The organism is Maribacter sp. UBA3344, assembly GCF_002362375.1.
GTDB lineage: Bacteria > Bacteroidota > Bacteroidia > Flavobacteriales > Flavobacteriaceae > Maribacter > Maribacter dokdonensis.
The window spans coordinates 249,404-274,951 of the sequence record NZ_DERI01000017.1 but is presented as its reverse complement, the minus strand read 5'-3'; the positions used below and the strand labels follow the sequence as shown (position 1 = coordinate 274,951).

16 protein-coding genes are annotated in these 25,548 nt (G+C 36.4%); 2 read left to right on the top strand and 14 right to left on the bottom strand.

The genetic code is table 11. The features are described 5' to 3' along the window. Nucleotides 1-82: 82 nt before the first annotated feature. From B2Z27_RS12370 to B2Z27_RS12335, 8 genes are all read right to left on the bottom strand, one after another. On the bottom strand, nt 83-1,147 hold the full coding sequence (locus tag B2Z27_RS12370; RefSeq protein ID WP_286813881.1) for a dipeptidase: 1,065 nt from the start codon (nt 1,145-1,147) through the stop codon (nt 83-85). Between the two features lie 2 nt (nt 1,148-1,149). Beyond that, complete coding sequence (locus tag B2Z27_RS12365) at nt 1,150-2,262, bottom strand: D-TA family PLP-dependent enzyme (RefSeq protein WP_286813880.1); 1,113 nt, start codon at nt 2,260-2,262, stop codon at nt 1,150-1,152. Nucleotides 2,263-2,267: 5 nt separating this feature from the next. Then, on the bottom strand, nt 2,268-2,735 hold the full coding sequence (locus B2Z27_RS12360; protein WP_286813879.1) for a RidA family protein: 468 nt from the start codon (nt 2,733-2,735) through the stop codon (nt 2,268-2,270). A gap of 10 nt (nt 2,736-2,745) precedes the next feature. Next, complete coding sequence (locus B2Z27_RS12355) at nt 2,746-4,062, bottom strand: gluconate:H+ symporter (RefSeq protein WP_286813878.1); 1,317 nt, start codon at nt 4,060-4,062, stop codon at nt 2,746-2,748. 97 nt (nt 4,063-4,159) lie between these two features. Further along, nucleotides 4,160-4,855: an aquaporin Z gene (aqpZ, locus tag B2Z27_RS12350; RefSeq protein ID WP_286813877.1), complete on the bottom strand. Its 696-nt coding sequence runs from the start codon at nt 4,853-4,855 to the stop codon at nt 4,160-4,162. A gap of 122 nt (nt 4,856-4,977) precedes the next feature. Beyond that, the gene (locus B2Z27_RS12345) at nt 4,978-6,099 is read right to left on the bottom strand and encodes an acyltransferase family protein (protein WP_058104980.1); all 1,122 of its coding nucleotides are present in this window, start codon (nt 6,097-6,099) and stop codon (nt 4,978-4,980) included. A 75-nt stretch (nt 6,100-6,174) separates the two neighbouring features. Continuing rightward, nucleotides 6,175-7,350, bottom strand: coding sequence for a helix-turn-helix domain-containing protein (locus tag B2Z27_RS12340; RefSeq protein ID WP_286813876.1), 1,176 nt, complete (start codon nt 7,348-7,350; stop codon nt 6,175-6,177). Nucleotide 7,351: 1 nt separating this feature from the next. Next, nucleotides 7,352-8,251: a metallophosphoesterase gene (locus B2Z27_RS12335; protein ID WP_058104982.1), complete on the bottom strand. Its 900-nt coding sequence runs from the start codon at nt 8,249-8,251 to the stop codon at nt 7,352-7,354. Nucleotides 8,252-8,362: 111 nt separating this feature from the next. Between B2Z27_RS12335 and B2Z27_RS12330 the strand changes: the two genes are divergently transcribed. Continuing rightward, a complete protein-coding gene (locus tag B2Z27_RS12330; RefSeq protein WP_286813875.1) occupies nt 8,363-10,735 on the top strand; it encodes a GAF domain-containing protein in 2,373 nt (790 codons plus the stop codon). On the opposite strand, the gene B2Z27_RS12325 is transcribed toward B2Z27_RS12330, so the two are convergent. Further along, entirely contained in the window at nt 10,724-11,941 is a 1,218-nt protein-coding gene (locus tag B2Z27_RS12325) for a Pycsar system effector family protein (protein ID WP_074670166.1), read from the bottom strand. The genes B2Z27_RS12330 and B2Z27_RS12325 overlap by 12 nt on opposite strands. A 55-nt stretch (nt 11,942-11,996) precedes the next feature. Here B2Z27_RS12325 and B2Z27_RS12320 point away from each other — a divergent pair, with 55 nt between their 5' ends. Then, nucleotides 11,997-15,719, top strand: a complete 3,723-nt coding sequence (locus tag B2Z27_RS12320) for a metallophosphoesterase (RefSeq protein WP_286813874.1) — start codon at nt 11,997-11,999, stop codon at nt 15,717-15,719. Between the two features lie 9 nt (nt 15,720-15,728). On the opposite strand, the gene B2Z27_RS12315 is transcribed toward B2Z27_RS12320, so the two are convergent. The 5 genes from B2Z27_RS12315 to B2Z27_RS12295 are packed head-to-tail and all read right to left on the bottom strand — an operon-like array spanning nt 15,729 to nt 25,435. Beyond that, on the bottom strand, nt 15,729-16,586 hold the full coding sequence (locus B2Z27_RS12315; RefSeq protein WP_286813873.1) for a hypothetical protein: 858 nt from the start codon (nt 16,584-16,586) through the stop codon (nt 15,729-15,731). After that, a complete protein-coding gene (locus B2Z27_RS12310; RefSeq protein ID WP_286813872.1) occupies nt 16,579-17,478 on the bottom strand; it encodes an AraC family transcriptional regulator in 900 nt (299 codons plus the stop codon). The genes B2Z27_RS12315 and B2Z27_RS12310 overlap by 8 nt, the downstream gene beginning before the upstream one ends. Nucleotides 17,479-17,483: 5 nt before the next feature. Then, nucleotides 17,484-18,833 (bottom strand): vanadium-dependent haloperoxidase, encoded by a 1,350-nt coding sequence (locus tag B2Z27_RS12305; protein ID WP_286813871.1) that lies wholly within the window; start codon nt 18,831-18,833, stop codon nt 17,484-17,486. Nucleotides 18,834-18,837: 4 nt separating this feature from the next. Beyond that, entirely contained in the window at nt 18,838-22,089 is a 3,252-nt protein-coding gene (locus B2Z27_RS12300) for a VCBS repeat-containing protein (RefSeq protein ID WP_286813870.1), read from the bottom strand. Further along, nucleotides 22,079-25,435 (bottom strand): VCBS repeat-containing protein, encoded by a 3,357-nt coding sequence (locus tag B2Z27_RS12295; protein WP_286813869.1) that lies wholly within the window; start codon nt 25,433-25,435, stop codon nt 22,079-22,081. The genes B2Z27_RS12300 and B2Z27_RS12295 overlap by 11 nt, the downstream gene beginning before the upstream one ends. Between the last annotated feature and the right edge of the window lie 113 nt (nt 25,436-25,548).

The window sequence follows — 25,548 nt, the reverse complement described above, 5'->3', positions numbered from 1 at the left end:
GATAACAAATACTCTGCCATGGGCACTTAAGGCGACGTTAAAATAAGTATAGGATAGTGTATTTTCGATAAAACGAACTAGTCTATTTCAAATTTTCCCTTAAGAACGAAATAAAATTTCCGTTCATTATTTTCTCAATGTCTTGAGGTGAATAACCTCTGTTTTCCAGTAAATGAACACATTTTTGCAAATCTGCAATGGTATCTACATCGGCAGGACCTTGTTCTTTTCCAAATCCGCCGTCCAGGTCAGAACCTATACCTACATGATTGGCATTACCTGCAAGTTGGCAAATATGGTCAATATTATCGAGCATTTGCTGTAGACTTACGCCTGCAGATTGCGGTGTAGAAGCCCCTCTTTCCCAATTTGGAACCATCATCCAAGCATCAAGCACAACACCTATAATACCTTTACGCGCTATAATTTCCTTAATTTGTTCATCTGTAAACTGCCTATGGTGGTTAACTAGGGCCCTGCAATTATTATGGCTGGCCCAAAGAGGACCGTCATAATTCACCATGGTTTCCCAAAAACTGATATCACATAAATGGGTTACATCTAAGATTATTCCTAAACGTTGAATTTCCTTTAATAAATTTCTTCCCTTGGCACCAATACCACCAGATGAGTTGGTACCATGTGCGTATGTGCCAGGACCGTAATGTGCAGGTCCAATGGCACGTAACCCCTGATCATATGAACGTTGTAGGTATGAAACGTCTATGATAGAATCTGCACCTTCTAAACTTAATAAATACCCAATAGGTTTCTTTTCTTTATCGGTTTTCCAAAGTTCTAGGTGCGCATCAAGTTGAGTTTTGTTGGTGATTTGAACCATTTCTTTAGCATCTTCCATGCTTTTGTACCATGCCAACTGCCCTTGTGTTTGTGCCCAAGCCTGTTGAGGTGACTTCCATCCCGGTAATGCATTGTCTTTATGGACATAACGGGCAATTTGCGTTGCCATGCAGAGCCCGATATTACCTTTTCGCATAGCATCTAACGATACTGTATTGTTACCTCTATCTGGTTTATCGGTCATGCCTTGCTCACCTTTTCTGATATCTTCAACAGACCGGGTAAGGTCACGGTTCCACTCCATGGCGTTCATGGACAAGTCTAAATGGGCATCGAAAATGAACATACTTATATCGTAGATTTTTGGGTTCTTGCAGTTACCGGCCAATGATCTATAACTTTATTATCCTTAACAACCGTTAGGGTATCGTATTTGGCTACGGTAGGGCATATATGTTTAGGAACTGCGTAATGTATATCCCCTACCTCAGGTATGGTAAGGTCGTCGTACTCAACGACCAGATGCTCTTCTGACTGACTAATTTGCTTACTGTGCTTTAGGTCTAAAAATGCTATTCTGGGAAAAGGCATTTCAGGTGCTAAAGATTTATGACCAAGGTCAAAACAAAGAATTCCCGTAGTTGGTTTACTTAGAATACGTGTCATTAGTACAGCTGCAGGCAAAAAATGCATCTCGGGAAAGAGATTGCCATAACCGGCATCCCAAAGTAAAGTAGTGCCCGGGCTGGTCTCCACACCATCTCGTTTACAGTGAAAGGGAAAAGTCGGTGAGCCACCGGCCACTATTTTGGGACTTGGTATGTCAAGTTTCTCAATGTTGGCTTTTAAGCTCAACACAGGTTCAAATGCAGTATTGCATTCTGCCTCACGAATAGTGGGATCTGTATGGCGTAAATGACCATCATACACATGTAAGCCTTCAGCAATTAAATGCTCATGTTCGCTTAACTCTCTATATAGGGCCAATGCCTTTTGATCAGGAGCTATACCCGTTCTGTTCATGCCGTTATTAATATCTATCCACAGCGGGATTTTAATGTTGTTGGCTTTAGCAAGGTCACCTAAAAGTTGTAAAGATTTAGAGTTGTCAACAAGAGTGGAAAACTTGGTATTGCCGTATGCTTTTATAAGTTCAACAAAACGTTTGGTATTAGGTCCTATCGGTTGCATGGCCAACAGTACATCTTTTGCCTTGCAATTACCAAGTAATTCGGCTTCTGCAATGGTAGCGCTTTTAAATTTTTGAATACCGGCATCCATTTGCATAACAATGATATTGGCGTTTTTGTATGTTTTTACATGCGGACGCAAGAAATTTACATCGCCCCTCATAGAAATCATTAATTCAATATTATGTTGAATTCTATTGGGATAGATCAATAGGGACGGAGAAATTACGTCTTCCGGATGGGTCAATGAATACCAATTGTTGTCTTCCATATCTTTTAATGATGTAGTTCAAAATGTGCCTCTATCTCTACAGGAATACCGCCAGGTAAAATCATACCAACCGCACTACGAACACCCACCCCGTTATCTGGTCCAAAAATATCTGCCATAAGTTCGCTGAAACCATTAATGACCAAAGGTTGTTGCCCAAAATCTGGGGTAGAGTTGACCATGCCCAAGGTTTTTACGATTCTTTTTATTTTATCAATGTCGCCAAAATGGGTCTGTATGGTAGATAGCATGGTCAATGCAACTTGCCTTGCTGCAATTTTAGCCTCTTCCATTGTCATATCATGACCGGCTCTGCCTACTATTAATGAGCCGTCATTTCGCATTGGTCCTTGCCCTGAAATGTAAAGAAAATGATCCACCACCAAAACGGGCTTGTATAAACCTGCCGGAGGTGGGGCAGGGGGTAATATGAGTCCTAATTCCTTAATCCTTTCTGAAGGTTTCTTTTGCATATTTAATTGTTTAAATGAACATATTTATTATTAGAACACCTACTAGTCCCATAACACCTACGGTGGTTTCCATAACTGTCCAGCTTTTTAAAGTGTCGTTTACGGATAGGTTGAAGTATTCTTTGAATAACCAAAAACCACTATCGTTTACATGGGACAACATTAAACTGCCCGATCCAATGGCTAGCACCATTAATTCTGGGCTAACACCGGTACCTTGCACCAATGGCAGTACAATACCTGCAGCTGTTAAACCGGCGACAGTGGCAGAACCCACGCAAACGCGAATTACGGTAGCGATCAGCCAAGCTAAAATTAATGGAGAAATGGAAGATTGCTCTAATATTCCGCCAATATATTCACTTACACCGCTATCGATCAAAACTTGCTTTAGTGCGCCAGAGCCAGCAATAATTAGTAGTACCATAGTTATGCCCGTAATGGCACTACCAACAGAATCCATAACTTCTTTCATACTTTTACCGCGACCCAAACCTAAAGTATAGATAGCTACCAAAACTGCAATAAGCATGGCAATGGCAGGGTTGCCTATAAAAACCAAAATCTTGGTGAGAAAGAAATCTGCCGGTAGCAAAAGTTGGGCTAGTGCGGCAATGGCAATAAGAATTACTGGTAAAAGTGCGCTGATAATACTGTTTGCCATGCTGGGCATTTCTTCTTCTTTTAGGATGATGGGGTTTAGAAATTCCTTTAAGGGAGTTGCATTAATGTTTTTTAAAGTTCTTGAAAAGATAGGACCGGCAACAATAATTGCGGGTATGGCAACTATAATACCGTATAACAGTGTTTTGCCAATATCAGCATTGAACATGGACGCCAGTGCAGTTGGAGCAGGATGCGGAGGTAAATATCCATGGGTGACAGACAGCGATGCCAGCATGGGTAGACCTACATAAAGTAGTGGTAAGCCGGTGGCTGCTGCAATAGTGAATACCAATGGAACTAGGATTACGAAACCTACGGAATAAAACATGGGTATACCTACAATGAAGCCGGTTAAGACAACGGCCCATTGAATGTTCTTTTTACCAAATTTTTCTACTAAATGGGTGGTGATTCGTTGAGCGGCACCACTGTCGGCAACCAACTTGCCCAACATGGCACCAAGCCCTAAGATAATAACGAGAAAACCTAGAATATTACCAATACCTTTTTGAATGGAATCGACCACGCTAATGGGTTCCATACCTTCGGCAATACCCACAAAAAGTGATACGATAATAAAGGTGATAAAAGCATTGAGTTTAAATTTTGCAATGAGAATGAATAGGAGTAAAATTCCTAGAATAACAATAAATAATGGCATATTAAAAATGAGTTAGTTAAGTTGATCATCTAAATATACCATAAAAAAAAAGCCCATCATATATTATCTAATTATGATGAGCTTAAACATTATAATTCTATAATTTATCAGTCATCTCGGGTGAGATGGTCTTATAGATCAATCCCGCTAAAATGGCTCCGATCATTGGCGCCAACCAAAATAGCCAAAGTTGATCTAGCGCCCAGTCACCAACAAATAATGCCTGACTGGTACTTCTTGCAGGATTTACAGATGTATTGGTAACAGGAATACTAATTAGGTGAATTAAGGTTAGACAAAGCCCTATAGCCAACCCGGCAAAACCTCGTGGTGCCTTGGTGTAAGTAGATCCCAGTATAACGAATAAGAAAATAAAGGTCATCACAAGTTCTATAGTAAAAGCTGTTGTTAAATCATACCCTCCAGGTGAATGTTCATTATACCCGTTAGAAGCAAATCCACCAAGTTCAAAACCAGCTTTGCCGGAAGCAATTAGAAATAGAATGGCTGCTCCGGCAATACCGCCCATTACTTGAGCTACGATGTAAGGAAAAACGTCTTTACCCTCAAAACGACCACCTACCCAAACACCGATGGTTACGGCGGGGTTTAAATGACAACCGGAAATATGACCAATGGCGTAGGCCATAGTTACCACGGTTAAACCGAAGGCCAAGGAGACCCCAACAAAACCGATTCCTAATTCTGGATATCCTGCGGCAAGTACGGCACTACCACACCCACCTAAAACTAACCATAAAGTGCCTATAAATTCTGCAATAAACTTTTTCATTTTCTTAAGGTTTAATTGATTGTATGTATTTAGAAACCAAAAGTTTAATGAAGTCACAATTTTTTATGAGTTTTATTGATACTGTTAATGGTTAGATATTTAATTTTTTACATAAAATATAGTTAAATACCTTTTTTTAATCCGAATAGAGGGTGCAGAGGTTTTATTTTTAATATGATTAAATGATAAATTAACCAACATATTAAAAATGTACCTACGATTAAAATTGTAGCTTTTAAAAGCAAACTCCATTGCAAATCTTTTATGTAATATGCAATTCCTACGGTTACGGTTTGATGAAGAATGTAGAATGGGTAAACAGCTCGATTGGCATAGCTCAAAAGTGGACTAGGTTTGTTCTGATACTTAGCGGCATATCCTAATAGCACTAATATCCATGACCAAAGATTTACGATTTTCAGAAAAGCTTCGGTAAAGTGACGGGTGTATCCGTCTTCAAATTGCCAAGTAATAAGCATTCCTATAAAACATATAATTCCTAAGTAAAAAGCTTTTGTGCGTATCCTTTCGATTGCATTCCAAAGAATAGGTCCGCAAGCGACCATGACAAATCCGAAGAAGAATAAAGTCATGGAAGAGAAAAAATTAAACCAATCATTAATTAGGTCATGGGTTATGTCATAAAAAGGTTCTAACAAAGACTCCAATAAATATAAAGGAATCGTAAAAATGTATAGTCCGTATGGTTTTTGAATTACCTTGCTAATCCAACGTATATACCTGTTTTTATTATTTTTCATATAAAGGAAAAAAGGAGAAAGCAATACGGAAAAAACTAGTAGATACGGAAGAAACCACAAGTGGTGCCAACTTAAATTGCCTTCTGGGTAAATGCCGTCATAGGCTATAGTGCTCAAGTAGCTCCAATACGAACCTTGAAATTGACCTTGTGCCAATCTTTCAAAATATACCTGTGGAGGAACAATAACGAGCATACCGAAAACAAGGGGGATCCCTAAACGCAAAAATCGCTCCTTATTAAATTGCCATATATTTCTTTTTGATAAGGCATAGAACGTACCCATACCAGAAATTAGAAATAATATTGGCAGTCTCCATTGATTTAAAAAAAGCATGGGCCACTTCAACCAATCATAGATGTTGTTATTTTTTATATGCCAACCCCAAGGCACAAAGAACATACCTGAATGATAAATGATTAAGAGTGAAAAAACGAATACTCGCAACCAATCGATATCATACCTTCTAAACTTTTTTTCCATAATCTAGTGATTTTCATCAAAGTTGAATTTTAAAATCAGGAATGATAAATTTTGGACATTACCATATGTCCTGAATTACAATTTTGGAGAAATTGACTTTGCAAATTTAGAGGGAGATATACCCGAAATCTTCTTGAAAGCATTGTAAAATGCAGACTTTGACTTAAATCCTACCGTCTCGCCAATAGCTTCAATGGTAAGATGACTAAATTGAGGGTCTACTAATCTCTCTTTAGCTAGATCAATTCTTTTGCTATTGATATAGTGATTAAAATTAGAACCAAAATCTGAATTTATAGTTTTTGAAATTTGATTTGGATGAATAGCTAACTGGGTGGCAAGATTTTTTAAACTGGCTTGGGTATTTGTATAAAACAAGTTATTGTCCACGAATGTTTCAATTTCTTTAAATGTAACTTCATCTGCTGCATTCGAAAGCGTTTCATACTTATCTGCAACCCATGATTTTTCAAAGAACTTAGATTTGGAAATAATAATGTATGTGGTGGCAAATGCTACTAAAGTTTGGAAAATGGCAATAAAATGGTCTCCGCCATCGTCGTCATATATGTAGAAAACTACAAATAGAAGAATGAAAAAAGTACAGAGTATAATGGCAGAATTACGTGTAAAAATGTATTTGGCAGACTTAAGGTTTGCTTTATCTGTGTCATTTCTATAGCGTTCTTCTTTAACTAGTTTTAGTGATAATAGCGTATATAACAGTAAACTAAATAAAATTAACCAATCAAATATATCTTTAATGTGATGGTATGAATAGTTAAATGTGTCTGGAACCGAGGCGGTACCTAAATTACTATAATACGCACCTAAATAAGCGTTTAGTTTAACCGAAACTGGAGCTGTGTAAAACGGAATCTGTGATAAAAGATAACCTAGCGGTAAAATTAAGTGCCACCAACCTTTACGTATAGAAATAGGTTTTCTTTTCAAAAATGCATAAATAGTAAAGTATAGAAAAGGACCTATAAGCAAAACAAAAACTTCAGAAGAATCATTCCATTCAAGAAGGTGTTTTATGAGTCCGGTGTAACACAAATAAGTATCCAAAAAAACCAGTGTTCCAAATAATAATAAAAATGCAAAATAGAGTAGTAATCTATTATTCATGCTTTTTACAAAAAGTAGGATACTTAAAAATAGATTTTGCGCCACTCCTAATAGCATTATGGTAGAAGTAAAGTTATGTCTAATAGGAATTTGCGCTATGAGGTCTTGAAGCGTATCCATCTTATTTATTATCTAAATAATCTTTCAACTTCTGTGGTCCTTCCAACAGTATTCTAACCACGCGTAATGTACCGTCATCCGTGGTATTAATTTGCCATTTGATTAGGGAAATAGATCCTTTTTCAATTTCTATTCCAGTAATACTTCTTGGGTGAACGCAGCTACCATCGTTAAAGAGAGGTATATCTCCAGGCTCTGGAAAACGAGGTCTGTGGGTATGACCTACAACAGTAACTTTTAATCTGTTCTTTAAAATCCATCTTTTAATACGGCGCTCTACTTTTATGAGTTCAGTGTAGTTTTTTGCGGGTGAAGTAGGGTCTGCTATGCCCCATACTTGTAGGGGTTTCCACAGTACCCTTACCAAAAATCTGCCCCAACGCCAAAAAGTGTAATTCCACCAATCTGCTTGGTGACCATGGGTAAGAAAAACTTCTTGTTGGGTTTCTTTATGTTTTAGTATAAGTGCTTCATGGTACTTTATGCCTTCAAATAGTGATTTATCTTTATCATCTATAGGTTCAAAATAGCTAGATAAATGCTTTTTTACATAAGCTTCATCCTTGTAGACCATATCATGATTTCCCCAAATCATGTGAAGTCTTTGTTCTAAATGAAATTGCTTCAATAATTTAAAAACATTTTTATGGGCTTCAAAAATAGATTCAAAATGAATGTTCTCCCAAAGCTCATCTCCATCGCCTAGTTCACAGTAATCAAAACCTTCTGAATAATAGAATTTTAAGGCGTGGTAGTAAATGTTTCTATTGTTTGCAAAATCGTCTGCAAAACTGTTATCGCCCCTATGACAGTCGCTAAATAGAATAAATTTTGAAGTGTCGTCAAACGGAATAGTTTTAGCGTTTTCATAAGCTCTATTAAGTCTGTTTTCCGATGACATACTGTAATTTTCGCTAAATATCCGAAAATCCCGTTAACCATAATGCTATAGTTGGTCAAAAAATAGGGTTGGTTTTGTAACTTTACACAAAATTAGTAGACTAACCAGAACATGGGAAAGCACGATAGAATGAAAATGCCGTTTAAGCACCTCATAAGTTTTGAAAAACTTCTTACGAAGTACGATGAACATTTGAAAGGTGACGACCCTTTTTTGGCAGCTACCGCCGAGCGTATTTTGGCTGTGGAAAAAGGATTTCCTGAATTACGGAATGGTTTTTCTGATTTTTCTTTATTGGAGAAAAATAAAGACTTGATCGATCGTATTTTACAAGATACGTTTACAGAGGCTTTGAGCAGTAACGAAATAAAGGTAGCTACTTTGCCCTACCAAGGTGTTATTATAAAATCATCTAAACGTTTTCAAAGTATAATTCATGAAGCCGGTGACGGTTATGAACCCGAGATAAGAAACGTTGGGGATGATATGGATTATATCATGAGCTGTGTGGTAGTATTAAATTACTATTATGGCTATAAGCTAGATTTTAGTAGACCATATTTTTATGATATTCCAGATGCCAATGGCGTAATGCGTCATTATCGTATTTTATATAATGCAGACTTTATTGATGTTATCCCTACGGACAAGGCAAAGGAAGTAACCCAAGAAGATGTGGACGAGTTATTGGCAAACCCAACTGATATTAAGCTTTGGAAGGAGAAGATTCCGCCAGAAAGTTTTATTTCTAAGGGATTTGTAATTGCCAATTTGTTCGATGTTACCATGGAGCAGGCAATTTCAAATATTAAGTCGAAATTGATCTCTAAGGACACTTTACAACCTGTAAAGTTTATGAATGATTTGCAGGAGACCTTTAAATCATTCTTTCGATTACCTAATATTAAAGTAGGTTTTGCTTCTTTTGATGCCAAAAAAGATCAGTTTGAAGAAGTTGTAGGTATTGGTTTTGATAGCTTTCTTTTACGAGGTAGGCATGCTATTGACTGTAAAGTAGCACTGTGTGAAGAATCTTATCATAAGTTAATAGATTTCAATTCTTATTTCACCATTACGGATATGGATCGAATGGTAGAGCAATCTGGTGAAATGCAACCATATAAAGGGTTACAGGATCAAGGTGTGCAAAGTGCCATATTTGCACCAATAGCTTATGAAGGCAAGCTATTGGGTATCTTGGAAATAGTTTCTCAGAAAAAAGGTGTGCTCAATGGCGTTAACGCACAAAAGTTAGATGATGTAATGCCGTTCATTGTTTCTGCCGTAGTACGTACCAAAAACGAAGAGAACAATAGAATAGATGCTATTATTCAAAATGAATGTACTTCTGTTCATTCTTCCGTCTATTGGAGGTTTCAGGAAGAAGCTAAAAGGTTTATACAAGATGAAATAGAAGGTAGATCACCTTCTTTTAAGGAAATTGTTTTTAAAGATGTATACCCATTATTTGGGCAAATAGATATAAAGGATTCTTCCCAAGCAAGGAATTTGGCTATACAAAGAGATTTGATGATACAGCTTTCTGAAATAGATAGTGTATTGAATATTGCTTTGAAAAAATGGAATTTACCTATCTATGAAGAGTTGATATTTAGGGTGAACAATCACTTGGATAGTATTAAGGAAATGCTCTACACCAATAGTGAACAAGCTATTTTCGATTTTGTTCAAGATGAAATTTCACCGGTTTTTGAACATCTTAAAAAAGCGGATAAGGAGATAGAAAATCATATACTGGCATATGAGTCCAAAATAGATATGGGTACCGGGTCTTATTATGATCATAGAAAAAATTACGATGAAAGCGTAACCTTGGTCAATAAAACCTTATCGTCGGTTATTGATAAAAGACAGGAAAGTGCCCAAAATATGTTTCCACATTACTATGAGCGTTATAAGACAGATGGTGTGGAGCATAATATGTACATTGGATCTTCTATTTCAGAGAGTAAAGAGTACAATCCGTTATACCTAAATAATTTAAGATTATGGCAATTACAGGTAATGTGCGAAATGGAAAATGCACATTACTCGTTAAAACCCAAATTACCTGTACCGTTGGATGCGGCATCATTAATATTGGTATATAATACATCTTTATCTATTCGTTTTAGAATGGATGAAAAACAATTTGATGTAGATGGCACGTACAATGCCCGTTATGAGGTAATTAAAAAGAGAATAGATAAATCTTACATTAAGGGTACAGAGCAAAGATTGACCCAAAAAGGAGTATTGTCAATTGTGTATTCACAGAAAAAAGATGAGCTAGAATATTTAAGGTATATCAAATTCTTGAAATCTAAAGGATACTTTACCAATCAAATAGAAATTGTTGAGTTAGAAGGTCTTCAAGGCGTGTCTGGTTTAAAGGCAATACGTGCTCAAATTTTATATAAAAGAGAGCAAGAACCAGAAAAAACCTATACTTACCAGGATTTAATGGATGCATTAAAAGAATAGTACCTGGCTTAATAATTCAAGTTTACGATCCGGACCAAAGAATTTAAATGAAACGGCAAATGCTATGACCGAAAGGATCATGCCGATCATGAATATGGTATATGTCCATCGTAAAAGAGCGTATTTTCTATTTAATACAATTCCAAGAAAGTAAAGATCTTTGGTCAGAGAGGTATAAATGTAATCTTTGTCCTTTAGCATTTCTTGTATGGCCCATTCATACTCGCTCAGTGCCATTTTATGAAAATTACCGAAAAATAACAGGTTTACATTTTTGTTTTTTACATCGTCTTTAGTGAATTCGCCACTAGTAACGTTAGGTCTTGTTGCCAATACTGCCAAAATCATAGATACCACACTAAAGAATACAAAGATTACGGTAGGGTAGATTAAGTAATCGTTAGATGGGTTATCCAATTTTGGAATTAGATTGGAGAGCGCCAAAGAAATTATTATGGCATTGACCGATAATAAAATATTGGCTTTGGTATCTGCAATATCACTAAGGGTAATATGGTTTTTTAAGGTAACCCTATAGAGTGTTTGAATACCACGATCAGGACTTTCGCTCTTAAATTGCGCTTTTAGTCGTTCTTTCTTTGCTAGTTTTTTTTGTGACTTTTTGTCCTTAACTAGCTTTCTTAAATTCTTGTCTTTTTTTTCCAGCCAATTCTCCTTGGCGTAATCCGTATAGAATTGATGGTCAGTTCTAAATACTTGAATATTTAGGTCTAACCATTCTTTTTGAGAGTAATTTTTTAAGCCAAGTAATTTAAGTTCTTCGCGCAAAAGGTCAGACGTTTCAAGATAACTGCTTTGTGCAAAATGAGAAGAATCCGCATCGCGAATAATCATGTCCATTTCATTACTTGGGGTTGCATTCCATTTAGTAGCAAGAATACAGGACTTCACTTTTGCTATTAATTCTTTTGCATAACCTTCTTTTGATAGAAACTCTTCGGCAATTTCACAACTACTTTCTTCGTGGTTTTTAGTACCTTTTGTGTAACCAGTATCGTGTAGCCAAGCTACTAACAGCAAAATTTCTCGATCCTGATCCGATAGAGAACAAGATTCAAGTAATTGTTTAGTACTTTTAACGACTCTTTGTGTATGTCTTAGATTGTGATATAAAAACTTATGATCCAATTGGTTGGTTAGTAAGTCTGTTACAAATTGTTGTGTGTTATCTAAGATGTCTGACATGGAAATTGAATAATAATAACCCAAATTACGAAAATTTAAAGAGGGCAAGGCTACTATGAAAAAGATTTATGCATATCTATCGGTTTTTATATTTATTACAAGTTGTGCAACCTATAGTACAAAATATGTAGATGATAAATATGCTGTAGATGTTGATAGTTCTAAAGAAGTTTCACATACGTTTTATTTAATTGGTGATGCAGGTTTGTCTCCTATTGGGGGTATGAATCCTGCACTCAAAATTTTCAAGAATAAGTTGGATAAGGCAGATAAGAACAGTACTGCCATATTTTTGGGTGATAATATTTATCCTGCTGGGCTACCGGATCCAAAAGATTCTACACAAGCCTATATAGAGGCAAAAAATCATTTAGATGCCCAAATAAAAACTTTGGAGAATTTTAAGGGCAGACCACTATTTATACCTGGTAATCATGATTGGTACACTGAAGGTTTAATTGGTCTGGAACGGGAAGAAAATTATATAAAAAGAGCTTTAAAAGAGAAGGAAAAAGACCCTTTTTTACCTGAGAACGGTTGCCCAATAGATGTCATAGAAATTGGGGAAGATGTTGCCATCATTACAATAGATACAGAATGGTACTTGACCAATTGGGACAAACGCCCCGATATCAATGATAAATGCGAGATCAAGAGTAGGGACAAGTTTTTTCTGGAATTGGAAGATGCCATAAAAGATTATAGGGATCGCACCACGGTAATAGCCATGCACCATCCATCAAACAGTTATGGCGAGCATGGAGGGCACTATTCGTTAAGAAAACAATTCTACCCAAAAAAAATGGCAGTGCCGGTACCTGTTTTAGGCACTTTTATCAATGTATTAAGAACTACATCTGGTGCATCCATTGAAGATAACAATAACAAGCGATATAGAGAATTGATGAAAAGGGTAACGACCTTGGCACAATATTCCGATCGGGTAATATTCGCATCAGGACATGAACACACATTACAGTATATCCTTGAAAATAATACGCCGCAAATTGTTAGTGGTTCAGGTGCAAAAGAAGGTTTTACAAAGTTGCTGAACGGTTCTCAGTTCAGTACGGGAAAAATGGGTTATGCTACTTTAGAAGTATATAAAGATGGGTCGTCAAGAGTTAGATTTTATGGTGTTGGCGAAAACAATAATGAAGAATTTTTGTTTACAAATGAAGTGTTGCCACCTACGCAAGTAACGTTTGAAGCTGAACTTACAGTCAGTTTCCCGGATTCTGTAGAGGCGTCAGTATACACAGATAATGAGATTGAAAAAAGTAGGTTTTATAAAGGAATTTGGGGTGAACGCTATCGTAAGTATTATGGGACAAAGGTAAAGGTGCCTACGGTACGTTTAGATTCCCTTATGGGTGGTCTTGAACCTGTTAAGAAAGGCGGAGGTCATCAATCTAAATCACTTCGTCTTCGCGCAAAGGATGGTAGGGAGTATGTCATGCGAGCTTTAAAAAAGAGCGCCGAGCTATACTTGCAGTCCATGGCTTTTCAAGATCAGTATGTATTGGATGATTTAAAGGAGACCTATACCCAAGAACTTTTGCAGGATTTTTATACGGGCTCACACCCGTATGCTCCTTTTACCACAGCGCGATTATCAGATGCTGTTGGTATTTACCATACAAATCCTGTATTGTATTATGTGCCAAAACAACCAGCTTTAAAGGAGTATAATGATTCTTTTGGAGATGAATTGTATATGATTGAGGAACACACTGGAGATGGTCATGGCGATTTGGCAAGCTTTGGATATTCAAATGATTTAAAGAGTACTGATGGCATGCTAGAAGACTTGCGTGATGATGAAAAGTATGAAGTGGACAAGGATCTTTATTTAAGAGCTCGGCTTTTTGATATGGTATTAGGTGATTGGGACAGGCATGTTGATCAGTGGAGATGGGCAGAGTTTAAAGACGAGAAAAAGGATAAGGTAGTATATAGACCTGTACCTAGGGATCGTGACCAAGTATACTCCAAAATGGGCGATGGTGCTTTAATGAATATTGCCACGCGTATAATACCAGGCTTAAGGTTAATGGAAGGTTTTAATGAAGAAATTAGAAGCGTAAAGGGCTTTAACTCTTCTCCTATGACCTATGTTTTGGATCTTACCTTGTTAGGAGAAACAGAAAAAAGTCAATGGTTGGCTCAGGCAAAATACTTGCAAGAGAATTTAAAGGAAAATGATATTGATGAGGCGTTTAAAGCTTTCCCAGAAGAGGTAAGGGATGAAACGGTCAATGAAATTAAGCAAACACTTTTGGCACGCCTAAGCCACATTCAAGAAACGGCAAATGAATACTACAAGATTTTAAATAAGTATGCTGTTGTAGCGGGTACCGACAAAGATGATTGGTTTGAAATCAATAGACTTAATGATACGGAAACTGAGGTAAAGGTTTTTAGAAATATAGGAGATAAGAAAAAACGTCTTTTTTATTATAAGATTTTTTCAAGTGATGATACCAAAGAACTTTGGGTGTTTGGTTTGGATGACGATGATATTTTTGAGGTTAAGAATCCTTCCAATTTTACGGGAGTAAAGGTGAGAATTATTGGGGGGCACAACAATGATATATATCGAGTGGATAATGGTAAGAACGTGGCATTGTATGATTTTAAGAGCAAGAAAAACACGTTTGAAAAGACAAGTGGGGCAAAAGTTAAATTATCAGATGACTATGAACTAAATACCTATCAACCACTTAAATTGAGAAATAGTTTCAATCAAATTATACCTACTATTGGTTTTAATCCAGATGATGGGGTTAGAATAGGTTTCTTAAATACATACACCTATAATGGGTTTAGACAAAATCCTTTTACGCAACAACATACGATAGGTGCATCTTATTATTTTGCCACAAGCGGTTTTGACGTAAAATATCAGGGAGAATTTGCCCATGTTTTTGAGAATTGGAACGCAGAATTGAAAGCCCGTTTTACAAGTCCTAATTTTGCGGTGAATTTCTTTGGTTTTGGTAACGATACAGAAAATTTTGATGATGACTTAGGGTTGGATTTCAATAGGGTAAAACTTAGACAAATAGACTTTTCACCATCATTGGTTTGGAGAGGACAGTTGGGCGCTAAGGTGAAACTGGGGTTGTCCTATGAGAACATTAGTGTAGAAGAAACCAATGATAGGTTCATAAACACTTTTTATCAACAAAATGGAGAAGAAACCAATAGTGATTTTGTTGGAGCTCATGCCACTTATACTTACGAAAACAGGGATAATGAAGCATTCCCAACCTTAGGAATGGGAACTTCGTTAGAAGCAGGGTATAAAGAAAATCTTTCTAAAGAAGGAGGTAGTTTTGGGTATATAATACCAAGCTTAAGTTTTGATTATAAAATAATACCAAGCGGAAGGCTGGTGCTTGCTACAAAATGGAAGGCACATTTTAACTTAGGTGATGAATACGAATTTTATCAAGCTGCTAGTATAGGTGGTATTGATGGTCTACGTGGCTTTAGAAATCAGCGTTTTACAGGAAAAACTTCCTACTATCAAAATACGGATATTAGATTTAGTCTTGCTAAAAAACGCACAAGACTACTACCTACTGCAATGGGGCTTTTTGGTGGTTTTGATTATGGAAGGGTGTGGATGCCTGAAATGAGTTCTGGTCGTTGGCATACCTCTTACGGTGGAGGTTTTTTCTTAAATGCATCAGATATTATCTCGGTGAATACGGCAATATTTGCCAGTGAAGACGGACCAAGATTTACTTTTGGACTAGGTTTCGGTTTTTAGAAAAGTAAATTATTTGATAGAATAGGTATATAGGTTACCACCTTCACTATGTGCTTTTTCATCGGAAATGAGTAGGGTGTCATCATTAAGGAAACAAACCGATTCTAATTGAGAACGGGCACCTAGATCAATTTCTTGCATGTTGCCCGTTGTAAAATCATCCCAGGTAAAATCTGTAAAAATGAACAGCTTACCATAGCTAAGCGCAACGATTCTGTCCCCTTTTGGAGATATGTCAATTGATGTAATTTGGCATATTTTCCAATCTTTACATGGGGTGAACGAACCTATAAGGGTTGCCTCATAAGTACCCTTGGTATCTGGTACTGAGTAAATATGGGCTTCTCCTGTAAATGCTTTAGACCTGTTTTTGGTTACTATGAATATTTTGCCATCGTGGTGAAAAATAGCTTCTGAATCGTAAAATAAACCCTCTTTTTTAGGTGGAAAATCTTTTTGGTCCGGATAGTGGAGCTTAATTTTAACAGCGTCAATTTTGTCTCCTGGTTCAATAGTAGGGTTGGGTAGTTTATAGATGATCAAATCTTTTCTTTTGTTTGCATTGTTTCCAATATCACCAATGTAGAGATTGCCGGCTTTATCAGTGGTTAGGTCTTCCCAATCTTGATTGTCACCATTTTTAACTTTAAGACTTTTAAGAATATCCCCCCTAAGGTTTATTTGATATATTTCATCTTTGTTGCCACCATCTTCAATGACCCAAACTGTAGAATCGCCATAAGTGGCCAATCCAGAGTTTTCATCCAAACTGCCTGGCAAATCTGCAATTACTTTTAATTGACCGTAATTAGAGCACGAGGTGAATACAGATAAAACTAAAAATGTGCTTAATACTATTTTATTCATCTTGATCAGCTAATGGCATAAATACTTCAGCTTTCCAACGCAAAGCATCGCCACCCATATTTGGGTTGTTAAAAAAGAATTCTATTGGATTTTTTTCTATGGCAATGTTCTTTTCTTCAGCATAGTCCAATAAAGTGTACCAAGCTCTATCAGAGGTCATGTAGTTACCATTGTAAACAGCCTTAAGTGATTTTTTGCCAATGAACTCTTTATAAATAATATCTTTTATTTGAGGCAAGGTATCGCTTTTAATAATGGGGTAGCAAAAATTAAAGCTTATGCTATCATTTTGCATATTCCAATCTGTGGTTTCAATAAATGGAATACCGTTTACCTGAATGCCATTACTTGCTATTACGGAATTGAGAAAAGGATAACTCTCCATCATGCCAAAAGCCTTGGTTATCTGTGTGGTTTTGTGTTCAACGCAGGCACAGTAAGTAGAAGGTAGGTTATCTTCTCCCATAAAAGTAACTTTAAATTCCTTTCTATGGGCATTGAGGCTCTCAATGAAATCGGTCACCGTTTTTCTTGATTGTTTTTCAAAATCGGTATCGTAAAATGGGATTACAAGTTTATTGCCCATACTATGGTCTTCATCTTTTACATTCACGATTAATTGTGAAGTAGAATCCGTAATGGGGGTTATGTTCCAATTATAGATATGGGTAGAATCTCCGGTAACAACTTTTTGTTCTAAATTACCCAAGTTATTAAGCTGTCTTACAGTGGCATTTGGTAAGGTATTGTTCCAAGCTTTTAAAGCTTGATTTATAGTACCAGTATTAGATTTGGCTACAACCCTTATTTGATAATCTTGTGGTTTAATAAGAAAATACCAAAGCAATGCAACCATTAATATGGCAATGGTTATAGTTAAGCCTTTTTTCATGCGTATTAATTATGTGCTAAACTTGAATTTTTCTTCATTTTAATTTTAGAGTTTAAAAGATCGCCAATTTTTCTACCTTGGCCAACACCTACTTCTACCGCAGCTCGGTAGTGAATTCCGCCGTACATTCTACTAATGGCAGCTTCATCGGCAGCTTCGTTAAAAGAATTGAATTTTCTTATAGGTAAGCCATAAGGAGTTTCGGTATCATCTTCAAAGCTAAAATCATCGCCAAAAATACTGGTCAATGCTGTAGAGGCCGCACCTGATACTACACTGTGTCCGCTGGTATATTCCGGAAATGGAGGGGTTTGCAAAATAGGTTTCCAGTTTTCATCTATATGTTGGTTGATCAATGTTTCGGGTCTAATAAGGTTGCTTCGGTATTTTTCATCCCAACAGCTAATGAAACCGTCAGCAATGGCCATAGATGTCTTGGTGTATGCAAATACGGTATCATCAAAATTACTATTGGTCTTTTTTGCCGCTATTTTTGTAATACCGATCCAATGTGCCCCTGGAGTAATTTTTTTGGTAGCGAACATCAAATGACCTCTAGTTACCGAAACATAAGGGTTGCAATCCCAGAATTTAGCAATGGCCACTTCTTCAGATTCATCTCCGGTTTTGGTGATATCATTACTAATATTATAAACCTCAATAAGTTCTTTATAGAAGTCGGAGTCTTTTTCTAATGAGAATGGGGGAGGTGGTACTGGTTTAAACTGCGATGCCGAATCAATAATAAATGGGCGAATTTTATTCCAGTGTGGTTCTATACCATCCATATAAGCAGGTGGGGTAGGTTGCCATCTCGCCGGGTTGTCTGTGTTGACCGTAAATTTAGGCATTGTTCTGGTTTGACTGTAATTGTCCTTGCTCATCCATTCTTTAATATGTTCTGCCACTTTTAAGCCGTAGGTTTTAGAGGCTTCAAATTCCGGTTCGTTCATATGTTTCCATTTTGTGAACAAACTATCTTGCAGTACATCAAACTTATCTTCAGAAAAGATGAGCTGTCTACTGATGTTCATATGGGCAATTAATGCGGATAATTGTGGATTAATAGCAGATGCGGTATCTATCGCCGGTATTGGATTTAAATCTTTTAGTTGACCGGACAAAGATTGGTAGTCAGGATTTGTTTGAGCAACAATCTCATATGCCGCAATGTTTGGGTATGCAAATATTCTACTGGCTACTGGCGGAGAGAAAATATCATGGATCATGATATCTATAACATGGTCAATGGAATTATGTAGATCGTCTGGAGAAATCTTAATTGGTTCTTGTTTTTTCTCTGTACAGTTTGCAAATAAGACAACTGCTAAAAGTATAAATACATATTTTTTCATTGTACTAAGGTTTGAGTATTTGGTACACCTCTGCTGCTTTGTCATTAAAGGTGAGCAATATATAATTGTTGTTATTGAAATTGATTATGTTCATATTACGAATCGATTTTCCCGTTAAATCGAGACCAATTTTATTTGCTAAGGTAATATTGCTGTCGCTACTTATCAACGCCCCGGGAAAAGAATCAAAACGGCCATGGTATGGTTTAACTCCAAAATAATTTCCGGCTGCGAGTACCTCTGTTTTAAGATCTCCGTTAAAGTCAAACTCCAAGAAAGACATTATAGGTGCCAATTGCAGTTCATAACTAAAAGGGACAAAAGAGAATTTACCATTGTTATTTTTAAGATAGCCAGAATTTAAAGTGTGCACTTCTAAAATTTCCGCATTTGCTAACATATTCTCACCTAGTATTTCATCTATGGATTTGCCAGCGAAAGAATGGTAGTTGTTGAATTTTTTACGAAGCGAAACCATTTGGCTGGCTAATTCTTTTAATCCGTCTACAGGGTAATCTTTACCGTCTTTGTATGTACTTACAATGGTTTCTGTTGCGCCATTTTTATCAAGGTCTCCATAATACATTTTCATAGGATGTTCTTCTGATGTGGAGAACTTCGTATTCAAACCCCAATTGCCTAAAAGATAATCTTGGTCACCATCACCATCAATATCAAAACTTGTGACAGCCTGCCATAAACCGTTTAACTTATCGTTTTCTAAAGGATATATTTCTTTGAAAGTACCTTCATTATTTTCAAAAAACCTAGGGGACATCCATTCACCTACAAATAAAAGATCTTCCCATCCGTCATTATTGAAATCTGTGACCAAAGCATCGGTAATCATACCTAGATTCTCAAATGTATTGTCGGCTAAGCTAAAGTTGCCGTTTTCATTTTTTAATAAATAACTGTTAGGTTTATTTCCATAATCTGCACTTATAGATTGGTTGCAGACTAAAAGGTCCAAGTCATCGTCATGGTCGTAATCAAGTTTTAAGAGCACGGATGTGTTCTCGAACATTTCTGGAAATTCTTTTTTAGAATAAGTTTGATTATTTGATACGTAGTAGGAATTTGTAAGAGGCTTCATTTCGTTGTAAAAATCTGCACCACCTGTCCCTACAATCAAATCGTTTTTTCCATCATTGTTAAAATCTGCAATTATCGAAGTGATATCCTCTTTAATACTATCCTTGTTTATCTCTGGATAATCCGTTTTTTGAAAGACAGTGTCACCTTGAATATAAACTTGAGAAGGAATGTATTTTGAGCCACCAAAGAAAATATCCTCTTTACCATCAGCGTTTAAATCGCCTACACTTACTGCCGGACCTCTGTCTGACATTTGATAAGGAATCAATTTTTGACGTAAATAATCGCTATAAGCATCTTCATTATGAATATAGTCAATGCCTAGGTTGTTCAATGTTTTTTTGAACAGTAATTGCTTTTGAAAGTGTAGGCTATTATAATCAAAAGGTTTGTTTTGACTTGGACTAATATTCAATGTTTGATTTACTGCTATATTTTTTAAAGTCTGATAGCTTTTGTCCGGCCATATGATTTTTAAGGAGTCAATAGTAGTAAGGTCACCGTACCCAAAATGAATTATAGGTTCTGAGGAAGCCTGGAACCCACGAACCGTATACATTTCTTTAAATTGCTGAACACCGTTTGCGTAAGAGAAAATTTTAGTGCCTATACCAAATTTGTTTTTTGCCGTATAGTCTAATTTAATCTTAAGCCAGTGGGCTTTATCATTAGTAGTGTTCTCTTGTATTTCCGCAGGGCTATAAAGATTGTTAGTGACTAAATCTAAGTCGCCATCATTATCTAGGTCACTATAGGCTGTAGCACCGGTTATTATAGTGTCTTGGGCAATCCAGTTTTTTGATTCATCGATAAATTGAAGGTCTTTTGAGCCCTTAAAAATCATATTCCCTATAAAACCCGATGGCATCATTTTCAGTGCCTTTTGATCAACAAGGTTGGTATTATTGATTTTTGATCTTATGTTATCATTAGAAATATAGTTAATATAATCTAGATCATTAGGTCGTTTAGGTATGCCGTTACTAATATATAGATCTTGCTCACCGTCTTGGTTAAAATCCCCGAATAACGCGCTCCAGCTCCAATCTGTTGCCGCAACGCCACTTTGTAATGCGGTTTCTATGAATTTACCATCGGGTTGATTTACAGAAAGCATATTTCTTGTATACTGATTATGGTATCCAAAAGTTTCGGTTTTCATTTTTTGAATTTGGATATCATCATCACCCTCCGATGATTTGAGAACAACTTCATCTCTGCCCAACATATCCAAAGAAATTAAATCTGGTAAACCGTCATGGTTAATGTCTGCCACATCACTTCCCATAGAAAATCGTGTGGTATGTCCAAAAGCCTCTTTAATACTCTCTTTAAAAGTACCATCACCATTATTTAGGTAGTAATAGTCGTCCTCATGAAAATCATTCCCAATATAAAGATCAGGGTAACCATCCTGATTAAAATCAGAAACGGCTATTCCTAGTCCGTATCCATTTACTCCGCCATAAATACCGGCTTCTTCGCTGACGTCAACGAATTTACCATTGTCATTACGTAGCAATTTGTCGCCAGTTTCGTAAATACGATTATGTCTTATTTGCGCATTACCGTAAGAATCTTGGGTGTGTATGGCATGGTTAAGGAGATACATATCTAAATCACCATCTAAATCATAATCCAAAAATGCGGCAGATGAGCTATAAGATTCAAAATCAAGATCAAATTCAGCTGCGCTTTCTTTAAAAGTAGCATCTCCTTGATTTATGAACAGCTCATTATATCCATTGAATCCGTTTAGACCAACAACTGCACAAACATAAATGTCCAAAAGACCATCACCGTTTACATCTCCCATTATGGCTCCGGTATTCCAAGAACTATTACCCTCAACGCCTGCCTTTTCAGTAATATCTTCAAACTGTAAATTGCCTTTGTTGAGGTATAACTTATTCTTTACCTGATTTCCGGAAAAATAGATGTCAGGTAAACTGTCATTATTGATGTCACCAATGGCAACACCACCACCGTTATAAAAGTAGAGGTAATCTAATATGCTTAGGTCTTTGGTTTCGGTAAGTGTATTTTCAAAGGTGATGCCTGTCTCATTAGCAGGGCGTTTTGTAAATAATTCACCGGAATTTTGTTTGCATCCTAACGCAAAAACCAAAACAGATATGTACAATAACTTATTCCTCATTTAATCTATACAGTTTTGGAGTGTGGTCATTAATTGCGGCAATAATAAATTCGTTTCCGTTTTTATCTTTTATGGTTTTTAATTGCTTTACTTCATTACGTATAAAGAAACCACTGTCAGAATAATTTTGCCATTTAAAATTTAATTTACCGTCACCAAGAAGGACATTTCCATAGTTGGCATCTAGTCTAGAGTATTGAGGCTTAAATTCAAAATTATTACCTGCCATGACAAGGTCTAAGTTTCCATCTTTATTTACATCTAAACATTGAATGCCACAAATACATGAGAATTGTACTTGTGGTGGTAAAATTTTAATGTTGAAATTACCATTACCTTCGTTAATAGCAATAACAGATTCTGATATGTTTACCTGCTTTTGTATGGTATTATCTAGAATATCTTTTGAAAATAGGTCTTGAATAGTCTTCGTTGCATATTCTGAAGCTTTAATATTCTTCTTCTTCAGTGCTAATATTTGTGTGGTCAATTCTTTTTTCTGGTGTAACGGGTAATCGCCATTGTCATAGTTTTGGGTGGTAATTTGCTCAATGGTACCATCATTGTCAAAATCGTTCACCCACATTTTCATAGGCTTGCCAGGAGCTGGTTTGTAATGGATATTACTACCCATATTACCAAGAATTAAATCTTGATCGCCATCATTGTCTAAATCATAGGCCTCAACAGTTCCCCACCATCCATTTAAACTATCTAACGAACTTGTAAATTTACTAAGCCTTCTGCCAGAGTTTTTATAAATTTTTGGGCTTCCCCAATCAGATACTGTAATCAGGTCATCCTTACCATCACCGTCCATATCTACCCAGCTGGCATCCGTAACCATACCGGCATCTTTAAGGTCGTATGCGGAACGTTCAGTAATATCGGTAAAAGTTCCATCACCGTTATTTGATAAGAATAAGTGGTCTGGGTTTACACCGTAAGTTCCTACAATACTTCTTGAGCCTACAAAGACATCTACATCGCCATCGCCATCAAAATCTGAGGGAGAAATTACCGCAACATTTTTATTGATGCTTGGAAGTTTGTTGGTGCTTAAAGAGAAATTTCCTTTGCCGTCATTTATGTAAAGTCTAATTCCATAAGAACCTTGATTGCCTATTTCATTACCACCGGTACCAACCATAAGGTCAAGATCACCATCTTGGTCGGCATCAAAAAATGATGCTGTTGTATCTTCTAATTGAGCTTCTTCAACAAAGAAATTTGTTATGGGTTTAGAAAGTGAACCATTGCCATTATGAAGATATAGTGCGCCAGTTTGGTTTTTTGCACCACCAATAAAAATATCATCATTGCCGTCTCCGTTTACATCGCCAACCGCTAAACCAGGACCTTCTTCTGCCAATGATTTTGATATTAATCCTTCATTATCAAAATCCATATAATTGTTTTCTTTATGGGCCAAGAAAGTATTGTTTTCTATAGATTTCAACAGGGTAGAGGCTTTGGTGTTTTTGACTTTGTATATATCTGTAGCCTCTTCTTGGTTAAAGGTAATGGTCTGGTTTGCCTTTACGTTTTCAAGTTTTATTGTAGTGTCGTTTGGCCATATGATACGGACAGAATCTATAGTTTCAGTAGTGCCCAAACCAATGGTCATAGGGTAATCTACAGAAGATTGAAAACCTCTAGAAGGCATTAATGTTTGCTCTATAATGTTATCTGTGTAATATAAACGGGCCACGGTGCCTATTCCAAATTTATTACCTTCTCCACCTCTGAATTTTAAAGTGATATGGTTGTTGTTAGACTGCGTTTCAGAATTGTTACGGTATACAAAGGCTTCCATGTTTACGTTGTTGACTACCAAGTCTAAATCGCCATCATTATCTAGGTCACCATAAGCAGAACCGTTTGATTTACTTGGCAGTTCAAAACCCCATTGTTTATTGTAATTACTGAACGTGATATCACCATTATTTCTGTACGCGTAATTTGGTAATTGGGTAACCGGCATTTTGTTTATAATAGAATCAATAGACTCCTTTCTTCCGGTCAATGCCATTTTTTGAATGATTTCATTGGCAAAGAAATCCACGAAATCAAGGTCTGTCAAATCATGGTTAATGCCGTTAGTGACGTAAATATCTTTTAGTCCGTCATTATCCATATCGAACATGAGTCCAGACCAGCTCCAATCTGTAGCTTCTACGCCACTATAATATGCAATTTCAGAAAAAGAGCCATTACCATTATTAAGCTGCAGCGTGTTCTGAATATATTGCTGGTGGAAGTCTTTGCTCTGTTTTAACTTAAAAATATTATAACCTTCAAATTCCATCACCGATTTTACACGTTGATCCGGTTCAGGTAGCATATCTGTAATAAAGATATCAGTAAGGCCGTCATTGTTAATATCTGCCATATCAATCCCCATGGCGGATAAACTTAGGTGATTGGTCCATTTTTGAATCTCCTCACTAAAGGTCCCGTCTTGGTTGTTAATGTATAAATAATCCCTTTCGTAAAAATCGTTGGAAACGTAAATATCTGGGTATAGGTCATTATTGATGTCTACTACCATTACCCCTAATCCGAAACCAATTAGACTACCATAAATACCGGCGTCTTCACTAACATCTACAAATTTACCGTTGTCATTTCTTAAAAGCATATCGCCAACACCTCTAAAAATTTTTGGAACCCCTTCCCAATCTTGGGCTCTTACTTCTCTTTGTTCGGCATACCCTAAGCTACTTACTGGTATATTACTGTTGTTTAGAATATAGGCATCTAAATCACCATCTTTATCATAATCAAAGAAAGAAGCATGGGTTGAAAAACCTGTTTCCGCCAAATTATACTCATGGGCTTTTTCTGTAAAAGTGCCATCACCGTTGTTGATATAAAGATCATTGTCATGATTGTTCCCCTCCATATTACCAGCGTTACTAACATAAATGTCTAGGTAACCATCATTATTGATATCTGCCATAACCACACCTGTTGACCAAGGTTTGTTTCCTTTTACACCTGCCTTTTCCGATATGTCTTCAAATTTTAAATCTCCTTTATTTAAAAAGAGTTTATTGGGTTCCATATTACCTGTGAAAAAAACATCGGATAGCCCATCATTATTAATGTCTCCAATGGCAACACCGCCTCCGTTATAAAAATTGCGGTATTTGAAAATGTTGAATTCTTTTGAGTTCGCAACTTTATTTATAAAAGATATACCCGTTTCTTCAGGTCTTAAAAGTGTAAAAAGTGTAGGTTCACTATTATTTTCAAGAGTGTTACCGTCTTCTTTTGAACCGCAGGATTGTATTAGTAAAAAAAATAAGCCAAGCAAGCATAGCTTAAGAAAATTGAAGTTCATTCTTTTTATGTTTGAAATGGATTTTTGAGTAATAATATGCGCTGTAAAAATTGAGTTAGTCACCTGTGTAATAGGTTATTCAAAAATGATTTGCAATATAGCCAAATACCTAA

Bases quoted from the DNA above. Each gene is read 5' to 3' on its own strand.
- B2Z27_RS12370 (WP_286813881.1), bottom strand. From the start codon at position 1,147: ATGTTCATTTTCGATGCCCATTTAGACTTGTCCATGAACGCCATGGAG.
- B2Z27_RS12365 (WP_286813880.1), bottom strand. From the start codon at position 2,262: ATGGAAGACAACAATTGGTATTCATTGACCCATCCGGAAGACGTAATT.
- B2Z27_RS12360 (WP_286813879.1), bottom strand. From the start codon at position 2,735: ATGCAAAAGAAACCTTCAGAAAGGATTAAGGAATTAGGACTCATATTA.
- B2Z27_RS12355 (WP_286813878.1), bottom strand. From the start codon at position 4,062: ATGCCATTATTTATTGTTATTCTAGGAATTTTACTCCTATTCATTCTC.
- aqpZ (WP_286813877.1), bottom strand. From the start codon at position 4,855: ATGAAAAAGTTTATTGCAGAATTTATAGGCACTTTATGGTTAGTTTTA.
- B2Z27_RS12345 (WP_058104980.1), bottom strand. From the start codon at position 6,099: ATGGAAAAAAAGTTTAGAAGGTATGATATCGATTGGTTGCGAGTATTC.
- B2Z27_RS12340 (WP_286813876.1), bottom strand. From the start codon at position 7,350: ATGGATACGCTTCAAGACCTCATAGCGCAAATTCCTATTAGACATAAC.
- B2Z27_RS12335 (WP_058104982.1), bottom strand. From the start codon at position 8,251: ATGTCATCGGAAAACAGACTTAATAGAGCTTATGAAAACGCTAAAACT.
- B2Z27_RS12330 (WP_286813875.1), top strand. From the start codon at position 8,363: ATGGGAAAGCACGATAGAATGAAAATGCCGTTTAAGCACCTCATAAGT.
- B2Z27_RS12325 (WP_074670166.1), bottom strand. From the start codon at position 11,941: ATGTCAGACATCTTAGATAACACACAACAATTTGTAACAGACTTACTA.
- B2Z27_RS12320 (WP_286813874.1), top strand. From the start codon at position 11,997: ATGAAAAAGATTTATGCATATCTATCGGTTTTTATATTTATTACAAGT.
- B2Z27_RS12315 (WP_286813873.1), bottom strand. From the start codon at position 16,586: ATGAATAAAATAGTATTAAGCACATTTTTAGTTTTATCTGTATTCACC.
- B2Z27_RS12310 (WP_286813872.1), bottom strand. From the start codon at position 17,478: ATGAAAAAAGGCTTAACTATAACCATTGCCATATTAATGGTTGCATTG.
- B2Z27_RS12305 (WP_286813871.1), bottom strand. From the start codon at position 18,833: ATGAAAAAATATGTATTTATACTTTTAGCAGTTGTCTTATTTGCAAAC.
- B2Z27_RS12300 (WP_286813870.1), bottom strand. From the start codon at position 22,089: ATGAGGAATAAGTTATTGTACATATCTGTTTTGGTTTTTGCGTTAGGA.
- B2Z27_RS12295 (WP_286813869.1), bottom strand. From the start codon at position 25,435: ATGAACTTCAATTTTCTTAAGCTATGCTTGCTTGGCTTATTTTTTTTA.